This window comes from Serratia inhibens, assembly GCF_003591175.1.
GTDB classification, from domain to species: domain Bacteria; phylum Pseudomonadota; class Gammaproteobacteria; order Enterobacterales; family Enterobacteriaceae; genus Serratia; species Serratia inhibens.
Window position 1 is genome coordinate 178,194 of the sequence record NZ_QYYG01000008.1, and the last position, 15,530, is coordinate 193,723.

15 protein-coding genes are annotated in these 15,530 nt (G+C 53.7%); 1 reads left to right on the forward strand and 14 read right to left on the reverse strand.

Going from position 1 to position 15,530, the window contains the following annotated elements; all coding sequences use genetic code 11:
* Positions 1 to 408: 408 nt before the first annotated feature.
* The 10 genes from D4100_RS20880 to D4100_RS20925 all read right to left on the reverse strand — a co-directional run bounded on the left by D4100_RS20880 (position 409) and on the right by D4100_RS20925 (position 11,181).
* Entirely contained in the window at positions 409 to 996 is a 588-nt protein-coding gene (locus D4100_RS20880) for a response regulator transcription factor (protein ID WP_119805161.1), read from the reverse strand.
* Positions 997 to 1,025: 29 nt separating this feature from the next.
* Positions 1,026 to 2,729 (reverse strand): PglL family O-oligosaccharyltransferase, encoded by a 1,704-nt coding sequence (locus tag D4100_RS20885; protein WP_119805162.1) that lies wholly within the window; start codon positions 2,727 to 2,729, stop codon positions 1,026 to 1,028.
* A 1,563-nt stretch (positions 2,730 to 4,292) separates the two neighbouring features.
* Complete coding sequence (locus D4100_RS20890; RefSeq protein WP_119805163.1) at positions 4,293 to 4,841, reverse strand: fimbrial protein; 549 nt, start codon at positions 4,839 to 4,841, stop codon at positions 4,293 to 4,295.
* A gap of 9 nt (positions 4,842 to 4,850) precedes the next feature.
* Positions 4,851 to 5,348: a fimbrial protein gene (locus tag D4100_RS20895; RefSeq protein ID WP_119805164.1), complete on the reverse strand. Its 498-nt coding sequence runs from the start codon at positions 5,346 to 5,348 to the stop codon at positions 4,851 to 4,853.
* A gap of 11 nt (positions 5,349 to 5,359) precedes the next feature.
* Positions 5,360 to 5,860 (reverse strand): fimbrial protein, encoded by a 501-nt coding sequence (locus D4100_RS20900; protein WP_119805192.1) that lies wholly within the window; start codon positions 5,858 to 5,860, stop codon positions 5,360 to 5,362.
* 10 nt (positions 5,861 to 5,870) lie between these two features.
* The gene (locus D4100_RS20905) at positions 5,871 to 6,527 is read right to left on the reverse strand and encodes a fimbrial protein (protein WP_119805165.1); all 657 of its coding nucleotides are present in this window, start codon (positions 6,525 to 6,527) and stop codon (positions 5,871 to 5,873) included.
* Positions 6,528 to 6,597: 70 nt separating this feature from the next.
* The gene (locus D4100_RS20910; RefSeq protein WP_119805166.1) at positions 6,598 to 7,353 is read right to left on the reverse strand and encodes a fimbria/pilus periplasmic chaperone; all 756 of its coding nucleotides are present in this window, start codon (positions 7,351 to 7,353) and stop codon (positions 6,598 to 6,600) included.
* Positions 7,354 to 7,436: 83 nt separating this feature from the next.
* A complete protein-coding gene (locus tag D4100_RS20915) occupies positions 7,437 to 9,983 on the reverse strand; it encodes an outer membrane usher protein (RefSeq protein WP_119805167.1) in 2,547 nt (848 codons plus the stop codon).
* A gap of 36 nt (positions 9,984 to 10,019) precedes the next feature.
* Positions 10,020 to 10,565, reverse strand: a complete 546-nt coding sequence (locus tag D4100_RS20920) for a fimbrial protein (RefSeq protein ID WP_119805168.1) — start codon at positions 10,563 to 10,565, stop codon at positions 10,020 to 10,022.
* 88 nt (positions 10,566 to 10,653) lie between these two features.
* Positions 10,654 to 11,181, reverse strand: a complete 528-nt coding sequence (locus tag D4100_RS20925; protein ID WP_119805169.1) for a fimbrial protein — start codon at positions 11,179 to 11,181, stop codon at positions 10,654 to 10,656.
* A 418-nt stretch (positions 11,182 to 11,599) separates the two neighbouring features.
* Between D4100_RS20925 and D4100_RS20930 the strand changes: the two genes are divergently transcribed.
* The gene (locus D4100_RS20930) at positions 11,600 to 12,370 is read left to right on the forward strand and encodes a winged helix-turn-helix domain-containing protein (RefSeq protein WP_119805170.1); all 771 of its coding nucleotides are present in this window, start codon (positions 11,600 to 11,602) and stop codon (positions 12,368 to 12,370) included.
* A gap of 192 nt (positions 12,371 to 12,562) precedes the next feature.
* Here D4100_RS20930 and D4100_RS20935 read toward each other — a convergent pair whose 3' ends face one another.
* The 4 genes from D4100_RS20935 to D4100_RS20950 form a co-directional block, all read right to left on the reverse strand.
* Entirely contained in the window at positions 12,563 to 13,060 is a 498-nt protein-coding gene (locus D4100_RS20935) for a hypothetical protein (RefSeq protein WP_119805171.1), read from the reverse strand.
* Positions 13,038 to 13,808, reverse strand: coding sequence for a winged helix-turn-helix domain-containing protein (locus D4100_RS20940; RefSeq protein ID WP_119805172.1), 771 nt, complete (start codon positions 13,806 to 13,808; stop codon positions 13,038 to 13,040). The genes D4100_RS20935 and D4100_RS20940 overlap by 23 nt, the downstream gene beginning before the upstream one ends.
* A gap of 226 nt (positions 13,809 to 14,034) precedes the next feature.
* Positions 14,035 to 14,607 (reverse strand): DinB family protein, encoded by a 573-nt coding sequence (locus tag D4100_RS20945; protein ID WP_119805173.1) that lies wholly within the window; start codon positions 14,605 to 14,607, stop codon positions 14,035 to 14,037.
* 121 nt (positions 14,608 to 14,728) lie between these two features.
* Positions 14,729 to 15,484, reverse strand: coding sequence for a helix-turn-helix transcriptional regulator (locus tag D4100_RS20950; protein ID WP_119805174.1), 756 nt, complete (start codon positions 15,482 to 15,484; stop codon positions 14,729 to 14,731).
* Positions 15,485 to 15,530: the final 46 nt, after the last annotated feature.

Here is a 15,530-nt window from a genome sequence, read left to right on the forward strand (position 1 = left end):
TTGCTACAAAACATTAATTACAGTCTTTATAGCCAGATTCAAAAGAGAGGGGTAAAGGGAGAAAAGAACAAAGGGGGGAGAATAAATACATCGACACTCTTAACCGTAATGCGATTGATGTGCAGTTAACAATAAAAAACAAAATAAGATGATGGGCATTCAATATACCAGGGGCATAGCAGCCCCCTAAAAAACATACTGCACTATCTATAAAATCTAAGCGTTATCGCAACCCACGCCTGGGGGATATGCCCAGCGAGCGCTTCTTATTAACCCTCATAAAATTCCTTTCCTTCATAATTTTATAGTGTTTCCAAAATGAAAAAATACTTAACCCGGTTAAAAAGATGAGCAAAAAAATAAACATAAAAATCCATTTATATATAATGTATATCTAACTGAAGAACTTCATATTCTCAGAAGCCAACTGTACAGTTCACTCCTGCGCATAAAGTTTAACTTCTGCATTACTGACCGCTTGTGCGAATGAACGGTTTTCACACTCAGATGCATAAATTTTGCGGTTTGCGTTTGGTTAAGCCCCAACCGAAGATAAGAGATGACCTCGGTCTCCCTGCTGCTGAGTTGTCTTCCCAGACAAAACTGACAAGGTTGAGGCATCATGTTGACGTATGTCTTTCTCCACAGTTTCTCATCGAGCAGGTGAAAGAGTGTCTTAATGCTGGCCTGGCTGTCTAAAACACCCACTTCCCGGGCGCAAGCATTCTTGCGCCGCGCTTGAGTGTGTTTTTTTTTCCGCACTGAGATATACAACGGACGGAAACCCACCTCAGGCTGTGCCGTATCACAATAGGCGACATTCTCAGGTTCAGTCAGAGAATTTAAAACCAGATCAACTGAGTTGCCGTTATTTACCCCCTCCTGAAATTCAACATTCGTCCCCCGTAAAGAGAAATACTCCAACAAAGCAAACTTTAGCCCCTCTACGAAAAATCTATTGGTATCCATGATTGCTATTCTTATTTTTCTTTCCATTATCTCTCCCGTTAAATACTTACTCCTGTTTACATAAAGCGCGGATCATCAGGAAAAAATGCCAATGCTTCCCGGCGTAGCCTTTCAGCCTGCGTGTTTTTCCCCTGATGCTTCAATATCAAATACAAACTGGCGTACACATTTCTATCGATATGTTTTTTCAAATAGCCGTTGGCCCATTGGGCATAGCCGGATAGCAATGCCTGATCCTGGGTTTGGTTGAATAACAGCAATGCATGGACCTGCTCATCGAACCCCTTGCGATCCTGATGTACCCAGGCCGACAGGCCAGGCATGGCCCTGACCGCCGTGATATCCATCAGCCCGGCACGCTCGGCGCGGGTGAGCGTCAGGCCACCCAGCAGGGCGAACACCATCAACACCACAACCCCAGCGGACGCCACAGGCAGCAGAGTGCGGAGCATTACGCCCATTGATACCGGCAGGGGCCGGCGCCCCATCACACCGCTGACCTGACGTTCCAGTGTGGCCAGCACCATCAGGAACACCATAAAATGCAGTGCCGACAGGTAAAACGGGTACTCCAGCTGGGTGTGCAGCGCCATCGGCAGCAGCACAAAACACAGCGCCGTCGGCTCGCCGGCACACCGCCGCCCGTCGATAAACGCCTGCCGGTCCTGATGCCAGGCACGGCACACCAGCCGGAGACCGCCGACGATGATCAACCCCATCCCCAGCAACGCCACCAGGCCGCCCTCTACCCACCACAGCAACATCTCGTTGTGCGGATGGTTGGCAATCTCGGTCACCACCGTCGGCGGCGTCTGGTTAATGCGAAAATGCAGGAACTGGTATTCAAAGCCGCCATAACCCCAACCCAACAGCGGCTTCTCGGCAATCATGCGCAGAGTGTCGCGCAGCATGGTCCAGCGTGCCTGGTTGGAGCCGTCGTGGCTGAGGTAACCCAATCCACCTTCCGGCCCGGCCCACAGCATGCCGACCACGCCTATCAGCCCCCCGGCAACCAGCAGCAGGGCAGCCTGTTTACAGCGAGCAGGGAATAGCGCGCCAAAGCGCCAGAGAAACAATAGGGCAACCAGCGCGCCCCCCAGCCAGCCGACGCGGGACTGTATCCACACCAGCAGCGCCGGCAGCACCAGCAACAGCGCGCCCAGAAAGGCCTGGCGACAGTGCTCATACCGCGCCTGGCGCAGGGTAAAACCCGGCAGCAGAAACAGCATCAGCGCCAGCGCCAGCCCGGTGGCCATAAAGCTCGCCAGCACGTTGGGTTGCTGGAAGACGCCGTACACCCGATGACCGCGTAACGGCACCCAAGCCCAGTCAGGGGCGAACAGCTGCACCAGCGCCAGCGCCGCCTGCGCGGCCACCGCCAACAGCAACACCAGCCACAGCCCCTGACGCAGCGCGTGCGACAAACGCACCTGTAGCCAGGCGAAATAAAACACAGCGCCGGCAAACAGGGCCGCCACCCGCCAGCCGGCGCGAGGCAGCCCGGCAGGTTCGGCATAAATAAGCGGAATAGCCAGTACCGCAATGCCACTAATAAATAACAGCAAGGCTACAGTGGTGACGAAATATTTCCCTGGAGCAACACGAAAGCTGATGAATAAAACCAGCAGCGCCATCACGCCCCACAGCAACGTATTAACCGGGAGCGACAATCCGCTCGCCCCCTGATTAATGATGTAGTAACCCGTACCTGAAAGCAGAAGTATATTCAGACTAAAAAATAGTATTTTATCTGTCAACATTGACACTACCTTTTTTTAAAACACCGAACTAACCCAACCACATTAATCAATGGCAACGAAACACCAGAAAACATCTGTACAATCGAAATAGATATCCAAAGACAGAAAGACCATCCTTTAAGGCCCCAGCTGAATTTAAGCTAAATATTTAAATAACAGTTCATGCTCCATGATTCACTCTGCAGTAATCACACACTACCGACCAGCAGATAATAGAGCGTCCCCACACACGCTTTGTGTCACACAACCCCATTTCAGCATCCTTGCCACGGATTTATTTTGTCATCGAAATTTTTTTGTAATTAACACAAATGCAGATCGGATATGTGGACCGCATTGCAAATTCAACAATGAGCCGGCCAAACCGTAGTTATCATCACACCTCAGTACAGTAACAATATCAATTACACACTCGCGACTTAGTACGGAGACACAGCCACGATAATGGACGCAGAATAGTCTCCGGGCACTGCACTCGACGTTACATTCATATCGGATTGAATGCGCAGGTCGGTTTTGGAACTCATCGACGTAGAGATCTTGGTCGAGATGCCAGGTGCTAAGGTTAGGTCCGTAAGGCCAACCACGCTTACCGCAGGTGATTCACCACAGTTTACCAGACCGTCGATATATGTTGTGTCCCGAGTCCCTGGCACTATTGTTCCGTGGTCTATAACGAGAGGTAGGTAGACTTCACAAACAGTCGATGGAGGCAGTGGTTTGATGCAAATGCTATTGCCCGCGTTCGCTGCGGTGAGCGGATCCAAGATCCCCTGCGGTGTCAGTACCGCTGTAGTACTAAGGCGGATCCCGAACACTACGCATTCGCCACCGGGCCCGGCCCCTGAGTGAGTACCCCAGACGGCCGAGATATTGCACGTGGAGTCTGCAGTGAGCACCCAGTTGCTACCGGCAACGATGTTGCAATTGGTGGTGCTAGGTGCGTGCCCAGAAGTCGCCCAAGTGCAATTGCTAAACGGCACACCCGAAGCCGCGTCCCCCCATGAACAGTGCACCCCGACGGCTTCCACTTTGGTAACGCCCACTGTCGGACGGGCGGTTGGAACGCCAATGTCGAAGATATCGCTAGTCCCGGAGTAATACACTTTGGAAGAACATTCTACCCATGACGACTGGCAGGCTGTGATCTCAACGTTCGTCATGACTGGAAAGCGAACAGCCTCCGCCGTATGGGGGTAAGGTAGTAAATAAGTGATAAATGCTAATAGTATAATGCGCATAATTTGTACCATCAATTAATCCGGCAACACTCCCATTTCTGGCACAAACACTCGGTTTGCCCAGTTCATCCATCGGGCTTTATAGGCACGCACCCTGCGTTCGGCCTCCGTCTGCGACAGCTTCCGACTTAGAGCTTGCTCATAAAGCCGCGCGCAATGTTCCCGATGGTTCTCTCATACTCTCGGGGCTATTTGGGGCCCCAGCGGGGAATACCGGATACCCAGCCAGTCAACGCCCTTTTCACGCTTCCCGAGTTACGTTTTATCCGGGTGTGTTTCAAATCCACCCAGGTCAAAAAACGCATGCAGCGATGCAATCGCCTCACTCATACTCCAGACTAAAGGTCGCCACCGCGGTGAACATGCCCTGTTCGATAGCCTTGTTCTTTATGGCTTCCGGCTCTCCTTTGACATAGGCCTGCAGCGTGAGGGTGTTGTTACCGTCGCCGATTTCATTCCCGCGGCTTTGCTGGTTTAACGCCAGCGCCTGGCCGTCCTGAGTTTCCAGGCCGATGGCGACGCCTTTGGCCTCACTGCTGCCGTCCAGCGCCAGCAGCCCCGGCAGCGCGACGCTTTCCGTGCCGCTGAAGGTCATTTTCACCGTCTTGCCCAGGCGGGTGTCACAATCAATCAGGTGCAGCTGGAACGGCTTGCTGTGGGTTCGGGTATTCAGGTACAGGTATTTGTCTATCACCGTGCCGAAGTCCAGCAGGATGCTTTCATCCTCCGGCATCAGGGTGCAGGGCTCTGCCACCAGGCTGCCGCGGTACAACACGTTGACCTGCGGGTTGGTGGCGGCCAGTGCCGCATTCAGTAAACTACCCACGCTGAGGCCGATTAGCACGGTGCGCATCGCGTTGTTCATGCTCATCCCTTTCTCCTACGGATATTCCAGCTGCAGCGTTGCCGCCGAGGTAAAAGCCCCTTCCGACAACTCAGCGCCCGCCTTCTTCACCGGCGTAGCCACAAAGGTGGATGACCCCAGATAAGACGGGATAGGGAGCGTGGTGCCCACAACAAACCCCGTGAGAGCGCCGTCATTCGACTGGCTGCGCAACTGAATGCCAAAGTCCGCAATATTGCTTTGCACCGCCGCCGTGTCGAACGCGGTGGCCGCCCCCAGGTAACGCAACACCTTGTCAGTGCTGGTGCCCTCGCAGTCGTAGATTATCGTGAAGGTCTGGGCGTAGTTTTGGCCGTCAACCTTGTTGACCCCTACCTCGCCAAAGTCAATCTCCACCGGCTCCCCGCCGTTGATGGTGCAGGGTGGGTTCTCAATCAGGGTGCCATGAAAGGTCATGTTCTCCGCGGCAGCCAGCCAGGGGGACAACAGCATCCCCCCTGCCAGAACCAACATTCTGCCCGTCTGCCTTGCCATATTGCCCTCCCTCATTGGTAATGCACCAGCAACGTGGCGCCCGCACTAAAATCCCCACCCGTCAGCGTCACGCCCGCCTTCTTCACCGGCACCGCCTGCAGCAGCGGTTTGTTCGGGTAGGTAAAGTTCACCCAGTCATTGACCGTCAGCGCACTGCCGTTGGCCTTCAGGGCAATGCCCAAATCCGCCATGTTGGTCTGCAGCGCGCTGCTGTCGAAGGCCGTCGGGATTCCCTGTATCTGCAGTTTCATGGCATTGGAGGTATTGCCCTGGCACACCAGGGTGTAATCCACCGTCTTGAGGTAGTTGGTGCCATCCACCCTGCTGGTCACCACGTCACTGCCAAAATCCACGTCTATCACCCGGTCACCGTTGATGATGCAGGGGGGAGGGACGATCACAGTGACCTTTATCGTCACTATGGCGGTATCGGCAACCGCCTTCACCGCAGAGAGCAGCATTACCGCCGACAGACACATGCCCCCGACCACCACACGCTTCATAACCCTCACGGCCGTCACCTCAGTCATAACTCAGCTGAAAATCCACCGCCGCGCGGTAGGCACCAGCGACCAGCGGCGCTTTGGTACGCTCCGGGGTCACCGTATAGGTCAGGCTGCTCTGGCCCGGCGTCAGGAACAGCGGCTCGCCGCGGCTGCCCAGGCGCACGTCCTTGCCGCGGCTGTCCAGCAGGCGCAGCCCCAGCCCGGAAACGCCCTGCGCCTTCACCAGCTGCGGGCTGTCCATGTCCGACGGCGCGCGGAAGCTCACGCTCACCGCCGGCTGATTAGAGGCCCAGGTCAGCGCGCCGGTGCGGCTGTCACGCAGGCCGGCCGGGGTACGCAGGCAATCTTTCAGCCGCAGCTCAAAGGCCACCGGCGTACCCTGGGCGCCCAGGGCTTCCAGGCGTGCCGTGCCGGTCTCGCCCAGCCAGATGTCCTGATGGGCGCTGCTCATCTCCAGCCGACAGGCGCTTTCGGTCAGCGCGCCATGCACATACAGCGTGCCGTTGGCCCCGTCCATCTCCCAGTTATCGGCGGCGTGCGACGGCGGCAGCAACATCAGCACCGTGCCCAGCGTCACCGGCACCATCATCGCCAGCGCACTCAGGGTACCGTAGTAGCGCAACTCACTGAGCCAGAATGCCGACTCCCTGTGTTTATGTGTTTTCCCTGCCATGTTTTGTTCTCCCGACATTCTGCTCTTGCAACGTTCTGCCTAGCGGGCCGTTATCCGTTTAGGGTGTCGCTTACGATGCCTTTTTCTCCGGCACCACCTTGCAGTTGCTGCCGCTGCAGCTGAAGGTCAACTGCGGACGGCCGCCGTAATCGTTGATGTAGGTCAGCACCGGGGCGCTGCCCACGCTGGCGGCACTCACCGTCAGCGGCACGTTGCCCTTCGGCGGCACCATGAACGGCTCAAAGCCCTTCACGCCGGCGCCGTCTTTTTTGCTGCTCGCGTCCACGATGGTCACGTAGTACGGCGTCGGGTTGTTCACCACGTACTTGTCGCCCTGTTTGGTCAGCGTCAGTTGCTCTTGCGCCGGGTCGGTATTCTTCTGCACGGCTATCGCCGCCGGGCGGTAGAACAGCTTGATACGGGTCTGTAAGGCAATCTGCAGCGTGTTCGGCTTGTCGCTCTTCGGCGGGATTTCACGCAGGTTGAAGTAGTACAGCGTCTCGCGGTCCTGCGGCAGTTGCCTGGCCGCCGGCAGCGCCTGGATTTTCACCTGGCTCGGCTTGCCCGGCTCCACGCGTTGCACCGGCGGCAAGACCACCAGCGGGCTCTGCATTTTGTTGCCCTGTTCGTCTTCCAGCCAGGCCTGCGCCAGGTACGGCAACTGTTTGTTCTGGTTACTGATGTTCAGGCTGACCGAGTTCTGATCGCCGTCAAAAATCACTCGGGTACGGTCCAGGGCAATCGCGGCCTGAGCCTGCTGGGCCACCGCGGCGCCCAGCAGGGCGACGGCGATGGCCGTCGTCTTCAGGGTGTTATTACGTTTCATTTGCTTGACTCCATAATTCATCATGACGTTATCCGTCTTCGGTTCGTGTCGGGGCGGCGCATCGGCGGGCCATGTCGTTCCTTTTACCGCGTCGCCTCGGGTCCTGTTGAGGTATCAGCCCCCGTAAGCGGGGTGCAAGGCAGCAGCAGGCTGCTCATCATATCCGCCGGCAGCGGCGTCGGCAGGCGCACTTCACACTGCGCCGCCCCGTTCCAGTGCACCGTCATACTGTCACCGGCGTTAATGCCGCTCAGGTAGACGCTGCCGCCGTCGTTGACAATGCCGGTCTCCTGCTTGCGGCCGTTCGTCACCGTGGCGCCGAACGGCGGGGTGCTGCCGTCCGCCAGTTTGATGACCGCCATGGCTTTTTCACCGGCAATCACCCCAAACTTACGGTAACCAATCGCCCCTTCGGTCAGGGTGGCCTGCACCACCGACTTGGTGGCCTCGGCGTTATCGCCCAGCTTGTTCAAATCAATGCTGGCCTTGTTGCGGTAATAGCTGTTCACGTCCGCCACCACCGCCTTGCCCCAGGCGTTGGTTTTCGAGGTGGCGCCGTAGCCGCGCACCGGCACACCGGCCACGCCCTCGGTATCGAGCAGCATGCGCGTGCCGCCGGCCACCCCGCCCCGGTGCAGCGCACCGCCTTCTGCCGTCAGGGTCGCCCCGCCCTGGGCGGAGAAACCGACCGCACTGTAACGGCCTTCCTGATAGCTGGCGTTGGCGCTCAGACGGGCCATGTCGCCGCTGTGGTTGTAATACCCGCTGGCGTTGGCGCCGCTGCGTGAGGTGCCCATGGCCAGTTGGTAGTTGTTGTTTTCGTCAATCCGGTCGTAATAGCCCACCCGGTGGGTGGTGTCGTTCCGGTTCACCGTGGTGTTGTAACTGACGTTGCCGCCATTGCCCCACGGCATCGACAGCGACAGGTACATGCCGTCGTCTTTGGTCTCGTTGTACTTGTTGCGGTAGGCCGACAACGACAGGCTCAGGTTCTTGAAGCGGCCAATGTCGAAATAACGCGACAGCGTCAGGCTGTAACGGTCATTCACCGGCCGATCCCAGTAGGTCTGGTGGTCGTAGTTCAGGTACAAACTAACCCCCGCATCCCGGAACTGCTGGTTGAAGGTGATGGTGTACATCTCCTTGCTATTGCCCACCCGGCGGCCCTCATGGCGCGCGTCCAGGTACTCGCTCATGCTCATAAAGTCTTGTTCCGAGAAGCGGTAGCCGGCGAAGGTCACCTGGCTGTCCAGCTCGTCAAAGCTCTTCGAGTAGCTCAGCCGGTACGAGCCGCCGCTCAGCGTGCCGGCCTGCTGCGGTAAACGCGCCCGCGACTGAGTGGCGTCAAACGACAGCGCGCCCAGCGCCATCAGGTCACGGCCGATACCCAGTGACGCCGCGTTGTAATCGCCGCCGCCCAAGGCACCGCCGTACAGCGACCAGCCGTTGCTCACCCCCCAGGAAAACTCCCCGGTGCCGAACAGCGGGCCGTTGGTATGGTGCTGCCAGTCGGACGGCCGCCCCACCGCCGCCTTGAAACGCACCGACCCCGGGCGCGTCAGGTACGGGATACTGGAGGTGTTCATGGTGAACGCCTGCACGCTGCCGTCCTGTTCCTCTACCCGCACGTCCAGCTCGCCGGACACCGCATCGTTGATGTCCTGGATGCGGAACGGCCCCGCTGCCACCTGGGTCTCGTAAATCACCCGGCCCTGCTGGCTGATGGTCACCTTGGCATTGGTCTTGGCCATGCCCACCACTTCCGGCGCATAGCCGCGCAGGTTCGGCGGCAGCATGTTGTCGTCCGACACCAGGCTGGCACCGGTAAAACGGAAGCTGTCGAACAGGCCGGAATTCAGGTAATCCTCCCCCAGCGTCAACTTTGAGCGCAGCGACGGCAGCGCCCGGTAAAGATAGTAGCGGCTCCAGTCCAGTTGCTGGTCGGTACCCTGTCCATTGCCGGTCTGCCGGTTGAGCTGCCCCTGCCAGTCGGCGCGCAGCCGCCAGGCCCCCAGGTTGGCGCCGGCGGTGCCGTTACCGCTCAGGCTATAACTCTGAACGCCATCACGCTGCTGACGCTGAGTCTGGCCGTTGAGGTTGTAATCAAACAACAGCCCCGGAATGCCCTCATCCCAGCGCGACGGCGGGTCCCAGTCCGCCGAAGAATATTCCAGGTAAGCCTGCGGAATGCTCAGGTACAGCGCCGCTGTGGCCAGGTCGCCGCGGGCTTCCATCCCTTTCAGGCTGGCGATATCCAGACATTCGTTCTGATGCCACCAACGCAGCCCTTTCGTTGCCTCATCCTTTAATCCCAGTTGCCCGACCAATTCCGGTGACAGGCAGGCCATGCTGCCTTTCGGATCGTCATCCGGCGGATAGAAAGGGACGTTCTGCTCCGGCAACTCATTTTTATTGATGTGCACCGCCAGGCTATATGCGCCCGGCATCATGTAACCACTGCGGGAGAACTGGCTCAGGTCGATATTTTTCCGGTCATTCACGTCTAACACGTCGGTATTAAACTGTATGCCGTCGTCGGCAAAAGCCGGCATCGCAGAACTTATCGCCAGACAAATACAGACCCTTAATAACTGAATGCGGAACCGCGTCCCTGCAGGAAAAAACACCATAGCCATCAACCCTGTATTTAATAATTTTTATCCGTATCAGTAATAATCCAGCTTGAAGCGTACGGCGGAAGAATAGGCACCAGCCCGTAATGACTGATTATTGCTGACCAACCGCATGGCGTAATTCAGCTGCATGGTCCCTAATGAAATATCCGCGAGCGGCAAGGGCTTCCCGGGAGTGGCGATATTTCCCTGTCCGTCGGCAATTTGCAGGGCAATGCCTTTTGCTTCCCCCCGCACGCCAAATAAGGCACCGTCCGTTTCACCGTCAAAAGTCACCTGAAAATGCTTCCAGTCCGGTAACTTATTATTGGGCCGGGTTAATACGCAATTGATTAACTCAATGGAGAAAGGATGTGTTATTCCCTGGCCGTCGCGAATAATATCGGCGACAGGAACTATCTCCATATCAATAACCTGTTCCCTACTGCCGGCGGAAATGGCGCAGGCAGTATCGATAATGGCTCCTTGCATATTGACGCGTCCCCAGCCCTGTGCCTGAGTGGCAGCCGGCGTTTGCTGGGGAATAAGTGTGCCGATCAATATGCAGGGAGCCACTACAAAGCGAATAAGCTGATTCATTGAACACCTTTGACAAATACCTTCCTATCTCAGGAAAAATGCATGCGAGATATCTCGCATGCACAAGTCATCACATCAAGGTTGATGCTTACTGGTAAGCCAACTTGAAATCGGCCACGGCAGTGAAGTCGCCTGGAACCACCGCAGCAGAAGCGCCATCACCCTGCAGGTATGCAGCGAAACGCAGCGTGTTGTTACCGTCATTCAGCGTCTGAGAAGGCGTCGCGGTACCCAGTTTGATCGGGTTGCTTGCCATATCGGTGATACCGATGCTGGCGCCGCTGGCGGTACCGATGATGCCCAAGCGATCTGCGCTCGCCGCTGAGGATTTGCCGCTAAAGGTCGTAGTTACGGACTTCATTGTAGTGGTGTCACACTGTTCTAATTTAATGTCAAACTGACGTGGTACGGATTTACCGCCATTTTTCAGTGCAACGTTTGACACTTGCCCCATTTCCACAGTTTGATCAACAGACTCAGGCGCAATAGAACAAGGTGCGTCAATAATTGCGCCTTTAAAAGTCACAGTGCCGTGACCCTGGTCAGCCGCTTGCGCCATCATAGAAGTTGCGCCGAAAGCCAGTACTGCTGCCATCATAATTTTGTTCAGTTTCATAAAAAGCCCTTACATTCCTTTATAAGAAGAGGATATCGATAATTAATTAAAAAGTTTATTGAAGAGGAGGTGAGAAAACTGGTTTTAACCTAAGCTCTTTCTTACCAACCTTATTTTCCACCAGCTCACCGCCAGCCACTACAATGTACCGCAACCACACGCACTCCGAAACAATATAGTGCAAATCGATAAAAAAACGGGATTTAATAAAAAATAAATGCCAATATGTATATTTAAAATCTAAAAATGACAAACTTTACATAAACATATATGTGTTCATAAATATTTATAGACGCAATATTAATTAATTAGTGACAACTAACCGGATTAGTCCTATACCCAAACCAGGCGGGTTATTGAAAAAAGGAAATTGTGATAGCAAAATCAGCTTCCCTAACCAAAAGGAAGGTTTGCGAAAATGATTTTCGTTATAAACAAGAAGATTAAATACAATGAATATGAAGGCACGCTGGAGGACATCGACGATCCAGGCAATGCGACTTTATTGGTAAAACCCGCATGTAGACTCTTGTCTATCTTTGTGAGGAATAATGACATGCTTATTAAGCGTAAACAGCTGCTTGATGAAGTGTGGGAGGATTATGGACTCAAGGCGACGGACAGTAATTTAAACAACTATATCTCAGGTCTGAGAAGGTCACTGGCAAAGATTGATACTGAAGAACTGATCATCACCTATCCAAGGCAGGGGTTTAAATTCGTCGCAAAAAAAATAACCCGACAGGATCTTAACGCCGCTCTGTTGGAAAAAAACGTTATCCAGGTCAGTGATAATGATAAGGAAGAAAAAAAACCCGAACTCCCAACGGCAGAGTTAACGTCGCCACCTGCCTGGTGGAAAAAGGCCCCGTTGAAAAAAATGGCCTTCATCGCGGTTATACTGGTTTTCCCGTATTTATTGAGCATGGCCTACAAGCAAATCCCAGTCAGTAACATTACCAACCTGGGGAAATACAAGAACTGCGACATCTACTCAATCAAGTACAACGGCATGCAGCCCAAAGAGATTGAAAGCGTGATCGCCAAGCACTACACCTGCGAGGATAAGGCTAACATATATTACTATTTCAACATCAAGGAGAAGGGACTGCCATCTTACGCGTCAATTTTTGCTTACTGCCCATTGGATGTTTCCGCCGCTTGTGAGCTCAGCTATGTAAAAAGTTAGAGGAAAAGAAGGTTAGCAAAGTATGTGAATGAGAAAAAATAAAAATGCACACAAAAATCGTCGTAGCAAGATAATCCCGTGCAAAAAAATTTACTGAAGTCAGATTAATAGATTACATCGCCAGGTCGGTTAACCCCTAACAATCCCGTAATAGCACCCTATCCTCCCGAAGTGCTATTATGGGGCCGTTAATCACTTGGTGGTTTTGGTACAAATGAACACAGGGGCCCGGTTACCGGTAAAAACAAAACTGTTGTTGCTCAGTTGTTCAATTTTCAACAAAAAATACTTGCTATTTATTATGGGTATCGTTTTGCTCACTTCATCCTGCTCGATGTTATCCGCAGGCTGTTTTTTGACGTCTTTAACGGTAAAGTAATAATAGCCACTTTTATAACTGTAATCGGCTTCAATTACTCGTGATACTGCATAGCTTCCTTTTTCACCTGTCGCATGTCCGTTGATGATAAACGTTGCCTCACGAAATCCCGAGGGCACCACATTAAGCAGTATAAGGCTATCTTTTTTCTCATCGTCAAGCGGCCGGATCACTTTTATCACTGATTTACATTCTGGGACATTATGAAAATCGAAAAATAGCCACGCAGTGCCAATAATAACGGACAATGATAATAGCGAAATAACAATACTTAGGTATCTTTTATAATTACGTTTTATTAATGATTTCATGAATATTCTCACACTGAGTTTCTACTCCCCTCGGCCTTGAAGAAGGGCAATAAGACAGAAAAGATATTGCATTTTTCATGCCCGCTCTGCTGACCAACATCTGGCTGTTAAAATAATAAATGGTCGCAGGGACATTGCAGTTAAATTTTGCTGACTCAATTAAGGGTTTTATTGCATCCAACTCGTCGCCGGCATGCTTGACATACTGTGATGCTGTCAAAACATTTATGGTGCAGCTGCCGACCTTACCCATGGGGCGATAGACAACAGGATCATATTTATCAAAGAAAGGGTAAGCCGTTACCATGATGAGCGCTACAGCCAGTAACGACAGCGCGATCAGCCCCATGGGTTTCCACTTTTTCTCTACCACGGCGGCAGGCAAAGCGCTGCTCTCCGGGGACACTGTGCTCTCCCCCCCCACAGTGTTAACTTCGTCCGCAGAAAACATAAACCCTTGTCTTGGCACAGTGACAATGATTTCACTCTCGCCAAATGAGGTGAATATTTTTCTGATCATCGAAATATAGTTATTCAGGTTACTGTTTGACGATGACTTCCCGTACTCATCCCAGGCATGGGATAAAAGAAATTCGCGGGTAAGCAGCAGGTTGTTATTCTTAACCAATAAAGACAATACCCTGCACAGCGTTGCGGTGAGCATAACGGGTTCGACAGTGTCATCCAGTAACTCTATCGTGGATTTATCTTCATGAAAGATAATTCGCTTATTGATTATAAATTTCATTTACCTACTCTTATTTAATATAGCTTGGAAAAAATATCCATCCAGCTACGCCAATAAATAACCTAGGAATATTCTTAAATTCAATATTACAATAAGAGCACGTAAAATGTCCATGGGCATTCGCACAGAAATATTTTTCAAAAAAAAGCCAGGAGCCTCAGCGTCCTGACCTGTATTCGGCAGTTTCAAAAAACCGGGGCCGATAGCTCGCCCCCGTGAGCCCAGCTTAACGGGCCTGGTTGAAATGGTCCCTGATAAACACCGGCAGGTCGTTTGACGGCGGCGTAAAGGGCACCTGATACATCATGTCGCCGACAAAGCCCCGGTGATAGGTAGCGTGATTCACCAGGTGCAGCACGATTTGCTCCTGCGTCATCACACCCTCGCCTCCACCGACAAATTCGAAATGAACGGATTTCGCCAGATCCTCGTTTGACCAGCTATCCACCAGATCTATATACCAACGGTTCATTTCCTGCACCGCCTGCCACAAATCCTCAAACGCCGGCGTATGCTCGGTATTGCGCGCGGTATAGCCGTGCTTTTTCCCCAGCAGATGATGCCTGAAAATATCGTCTACCACGTAGGTATGGTTCAACGTATGCACCATATTGCCAAACCGCGTCTGGCGCGGTTTCAGGGCTTCGCCCTCCGGCAAGGATCTGACGTTGCTGAACGTCAATGCATCCGCCCAGGCTTTGTAACGCACCAGCATTTTCAAGGTGTTGAGGGCCGAGGCCATCGGCGTAGTCTGAACGGCAGTTTCACTGAGAAGCGAGTTATTCGTAACCACTGACATGCTGTGAACTCCTGATTTCAACATTTAACGTTTTTTAAAAAAGCGTCGATTACCCTGCGCCAGTCACCTGATTGTGCATCAAAAAAACCAGGTTGCATCTGCACCTGGTTTTTTTATTTCATCACTGCAATCCCATGCCATTTTTCACTGAGCTCGGGGGCACGCCATATTTGGCGGAAAATGCCCTCGAAAACGCCTCCACGCTACCAAACCCAACCTGATAGGCCACCTGCTTGACGCTTCGCCCCGACATCAGCGCTTTTCTGCCCAGCGTTAAACGCCATGCCGTGAGATAGGCGCCCGGCGTTTCCCCCACAACCGAACCGAATCGCTCGATAAAATGGCTGCGCGACATGCCGGCGATCTGCGCCAGCCGTTCAACCGACCATTTGCAGGCCGGCTCGTCATGCATGGCGACCAGGCTGCGGTGAAGGGCGGGATGGGCCAGCCCGGCTAACATGCCGGCTTTCACCGCACCAGCGGCAATAGCGCGCCGGATGACCAGCACAATGATGACTTCACACAAACGGTCTTGCACCGACACCGTGCCACAACGGGGGGATTGCGCTTCGCCAATAAACAAATCGGCCACGCCCTGCAGCGCCGGCGTATCCGCCAGCAAGAAATCCATTCTGTCGGGCAAGGTACCGACCAGCGGGTTCAGTTCGCCGGAAAAATCGACGCCGGCGCTGACGATGACCGCAAACTCACCTTCCGGCGGCGGCCCGCCGGCGACGTTAAAACGGATATGTGATGCCCCTTCTCCCGCCGCACGCGCAGCGACGTAGAGGTTGGCATGGTCTGTCGGGCCGGAAAGCACCCTGGCTTTCAGATCAAACGCCCTGAGAAAGGCGGCCAGCCGATCATGCTTGTGCATATTTGTACTATTCATCATGAAATTTGGACATTGTCCGTCAGAAAGT

Excerpts from the sequence above, each read along its gene's own strand:
- D4100_RS20880 (WP_119805161.1), bottom strand. The coding sequence starts at position 996 with ATGGAAAGAAAAATAAGAATAGCAATCATGGATACCAATAGATTTTTC.
- D4100_RS20885 (WP_119805162.1), bottom strand. The coding sequence starts at position 2,729 with ATGTTGACAGATAAAATACTATTTTTTAGTCTGAATATACTTCTGCTT.
- D4100_RS20890 (WP_119805163.1), bottom strand. The coding sequence starts at position 4,841 with ATGAGCATGAACAACGCGATGCGCACCGTGCTAATCGGCCTCAGCGTG.
- D4100_RS20895 (WP_119805164.1), bottom strand. The coding sequence starts at position 5,348 with ATGGCAAGGCAGACGGGCAGAATGTTGGTTCTGGCAGGGGGGATGCTG.
- D4100_RS20905 (WP_119805165.1), bottom strand. The coding sequence starts at position 6,527 with ATGGCAGGGAAAACACATAAACACAGGGAGTCGGCATTCTGGCTCAGT.
- D4100_RS20910 (WP_119805166.1), bottom strand. The coding sequence starts at position 7,353 with ATGAAACGTAATAACACCCTGAAGACGACGGCCATCGCCGTCGCCCTG.
- D4100_RS20915 (WP_119805167.1), bottom strand. The coding sequence starts at position 9,983 with ATGGTGTTTTTTCCTGCAGGGACGCGGTTCCGCATTCAGTTATTAAGG.
- D4100_RS20920 (WP_119805168.1), bottom strand. The coding sequence starts at position 10,565 with ATGAATCAGCTTATTCGCTTTGTAGTGGCTCCCTGCATATTGATCGGC.
- D4100_RS20925 (WP_119805169.1), bottom strand. The coding sequence starts at position 11,181 with ATGAAACTGAACAAAATTATGATGGCAGCAGTACTGGCTTTCGGCGCA.
- D4100_RS20930 (WP_119805170.1), top strand. The coding sequence starts at position 11,600 with ATGATTTTCGTTATAAACAAGAAGATTAAATACAATGAATATGAAGGC.
- D4100_RS20935 (WP_119805171.1), bottom strand. The coding sequence starts at position 13,060 with ATGAAATCATTAATAAAACGTAATTATAAAAGATACCTAAGTATTGTT.
- D4100_RS20940 (WP_119805172.1), bottom strand. The coding sequence starts at position 13,808 with ATGAAATTTATAATCAATAAGCGAATTATCTTTCATGAAGATAAATCC.
- D4100_RS20945 (WP_119805173.1), bottom strand. The coding sequence starts at position 14,607 with ATGTCAGTGGTTACGAATAACTCGCTTCTCAGTGAAACTGCCGTTCAG.
- D4100_RS20950 (WP_119805174.1), bottom strand. The coding sequence starts at position 15,484 with ATGCACAAGCATGATCGGCTGGCCGCCTTTCTCAGGGCGTTTGATCTG.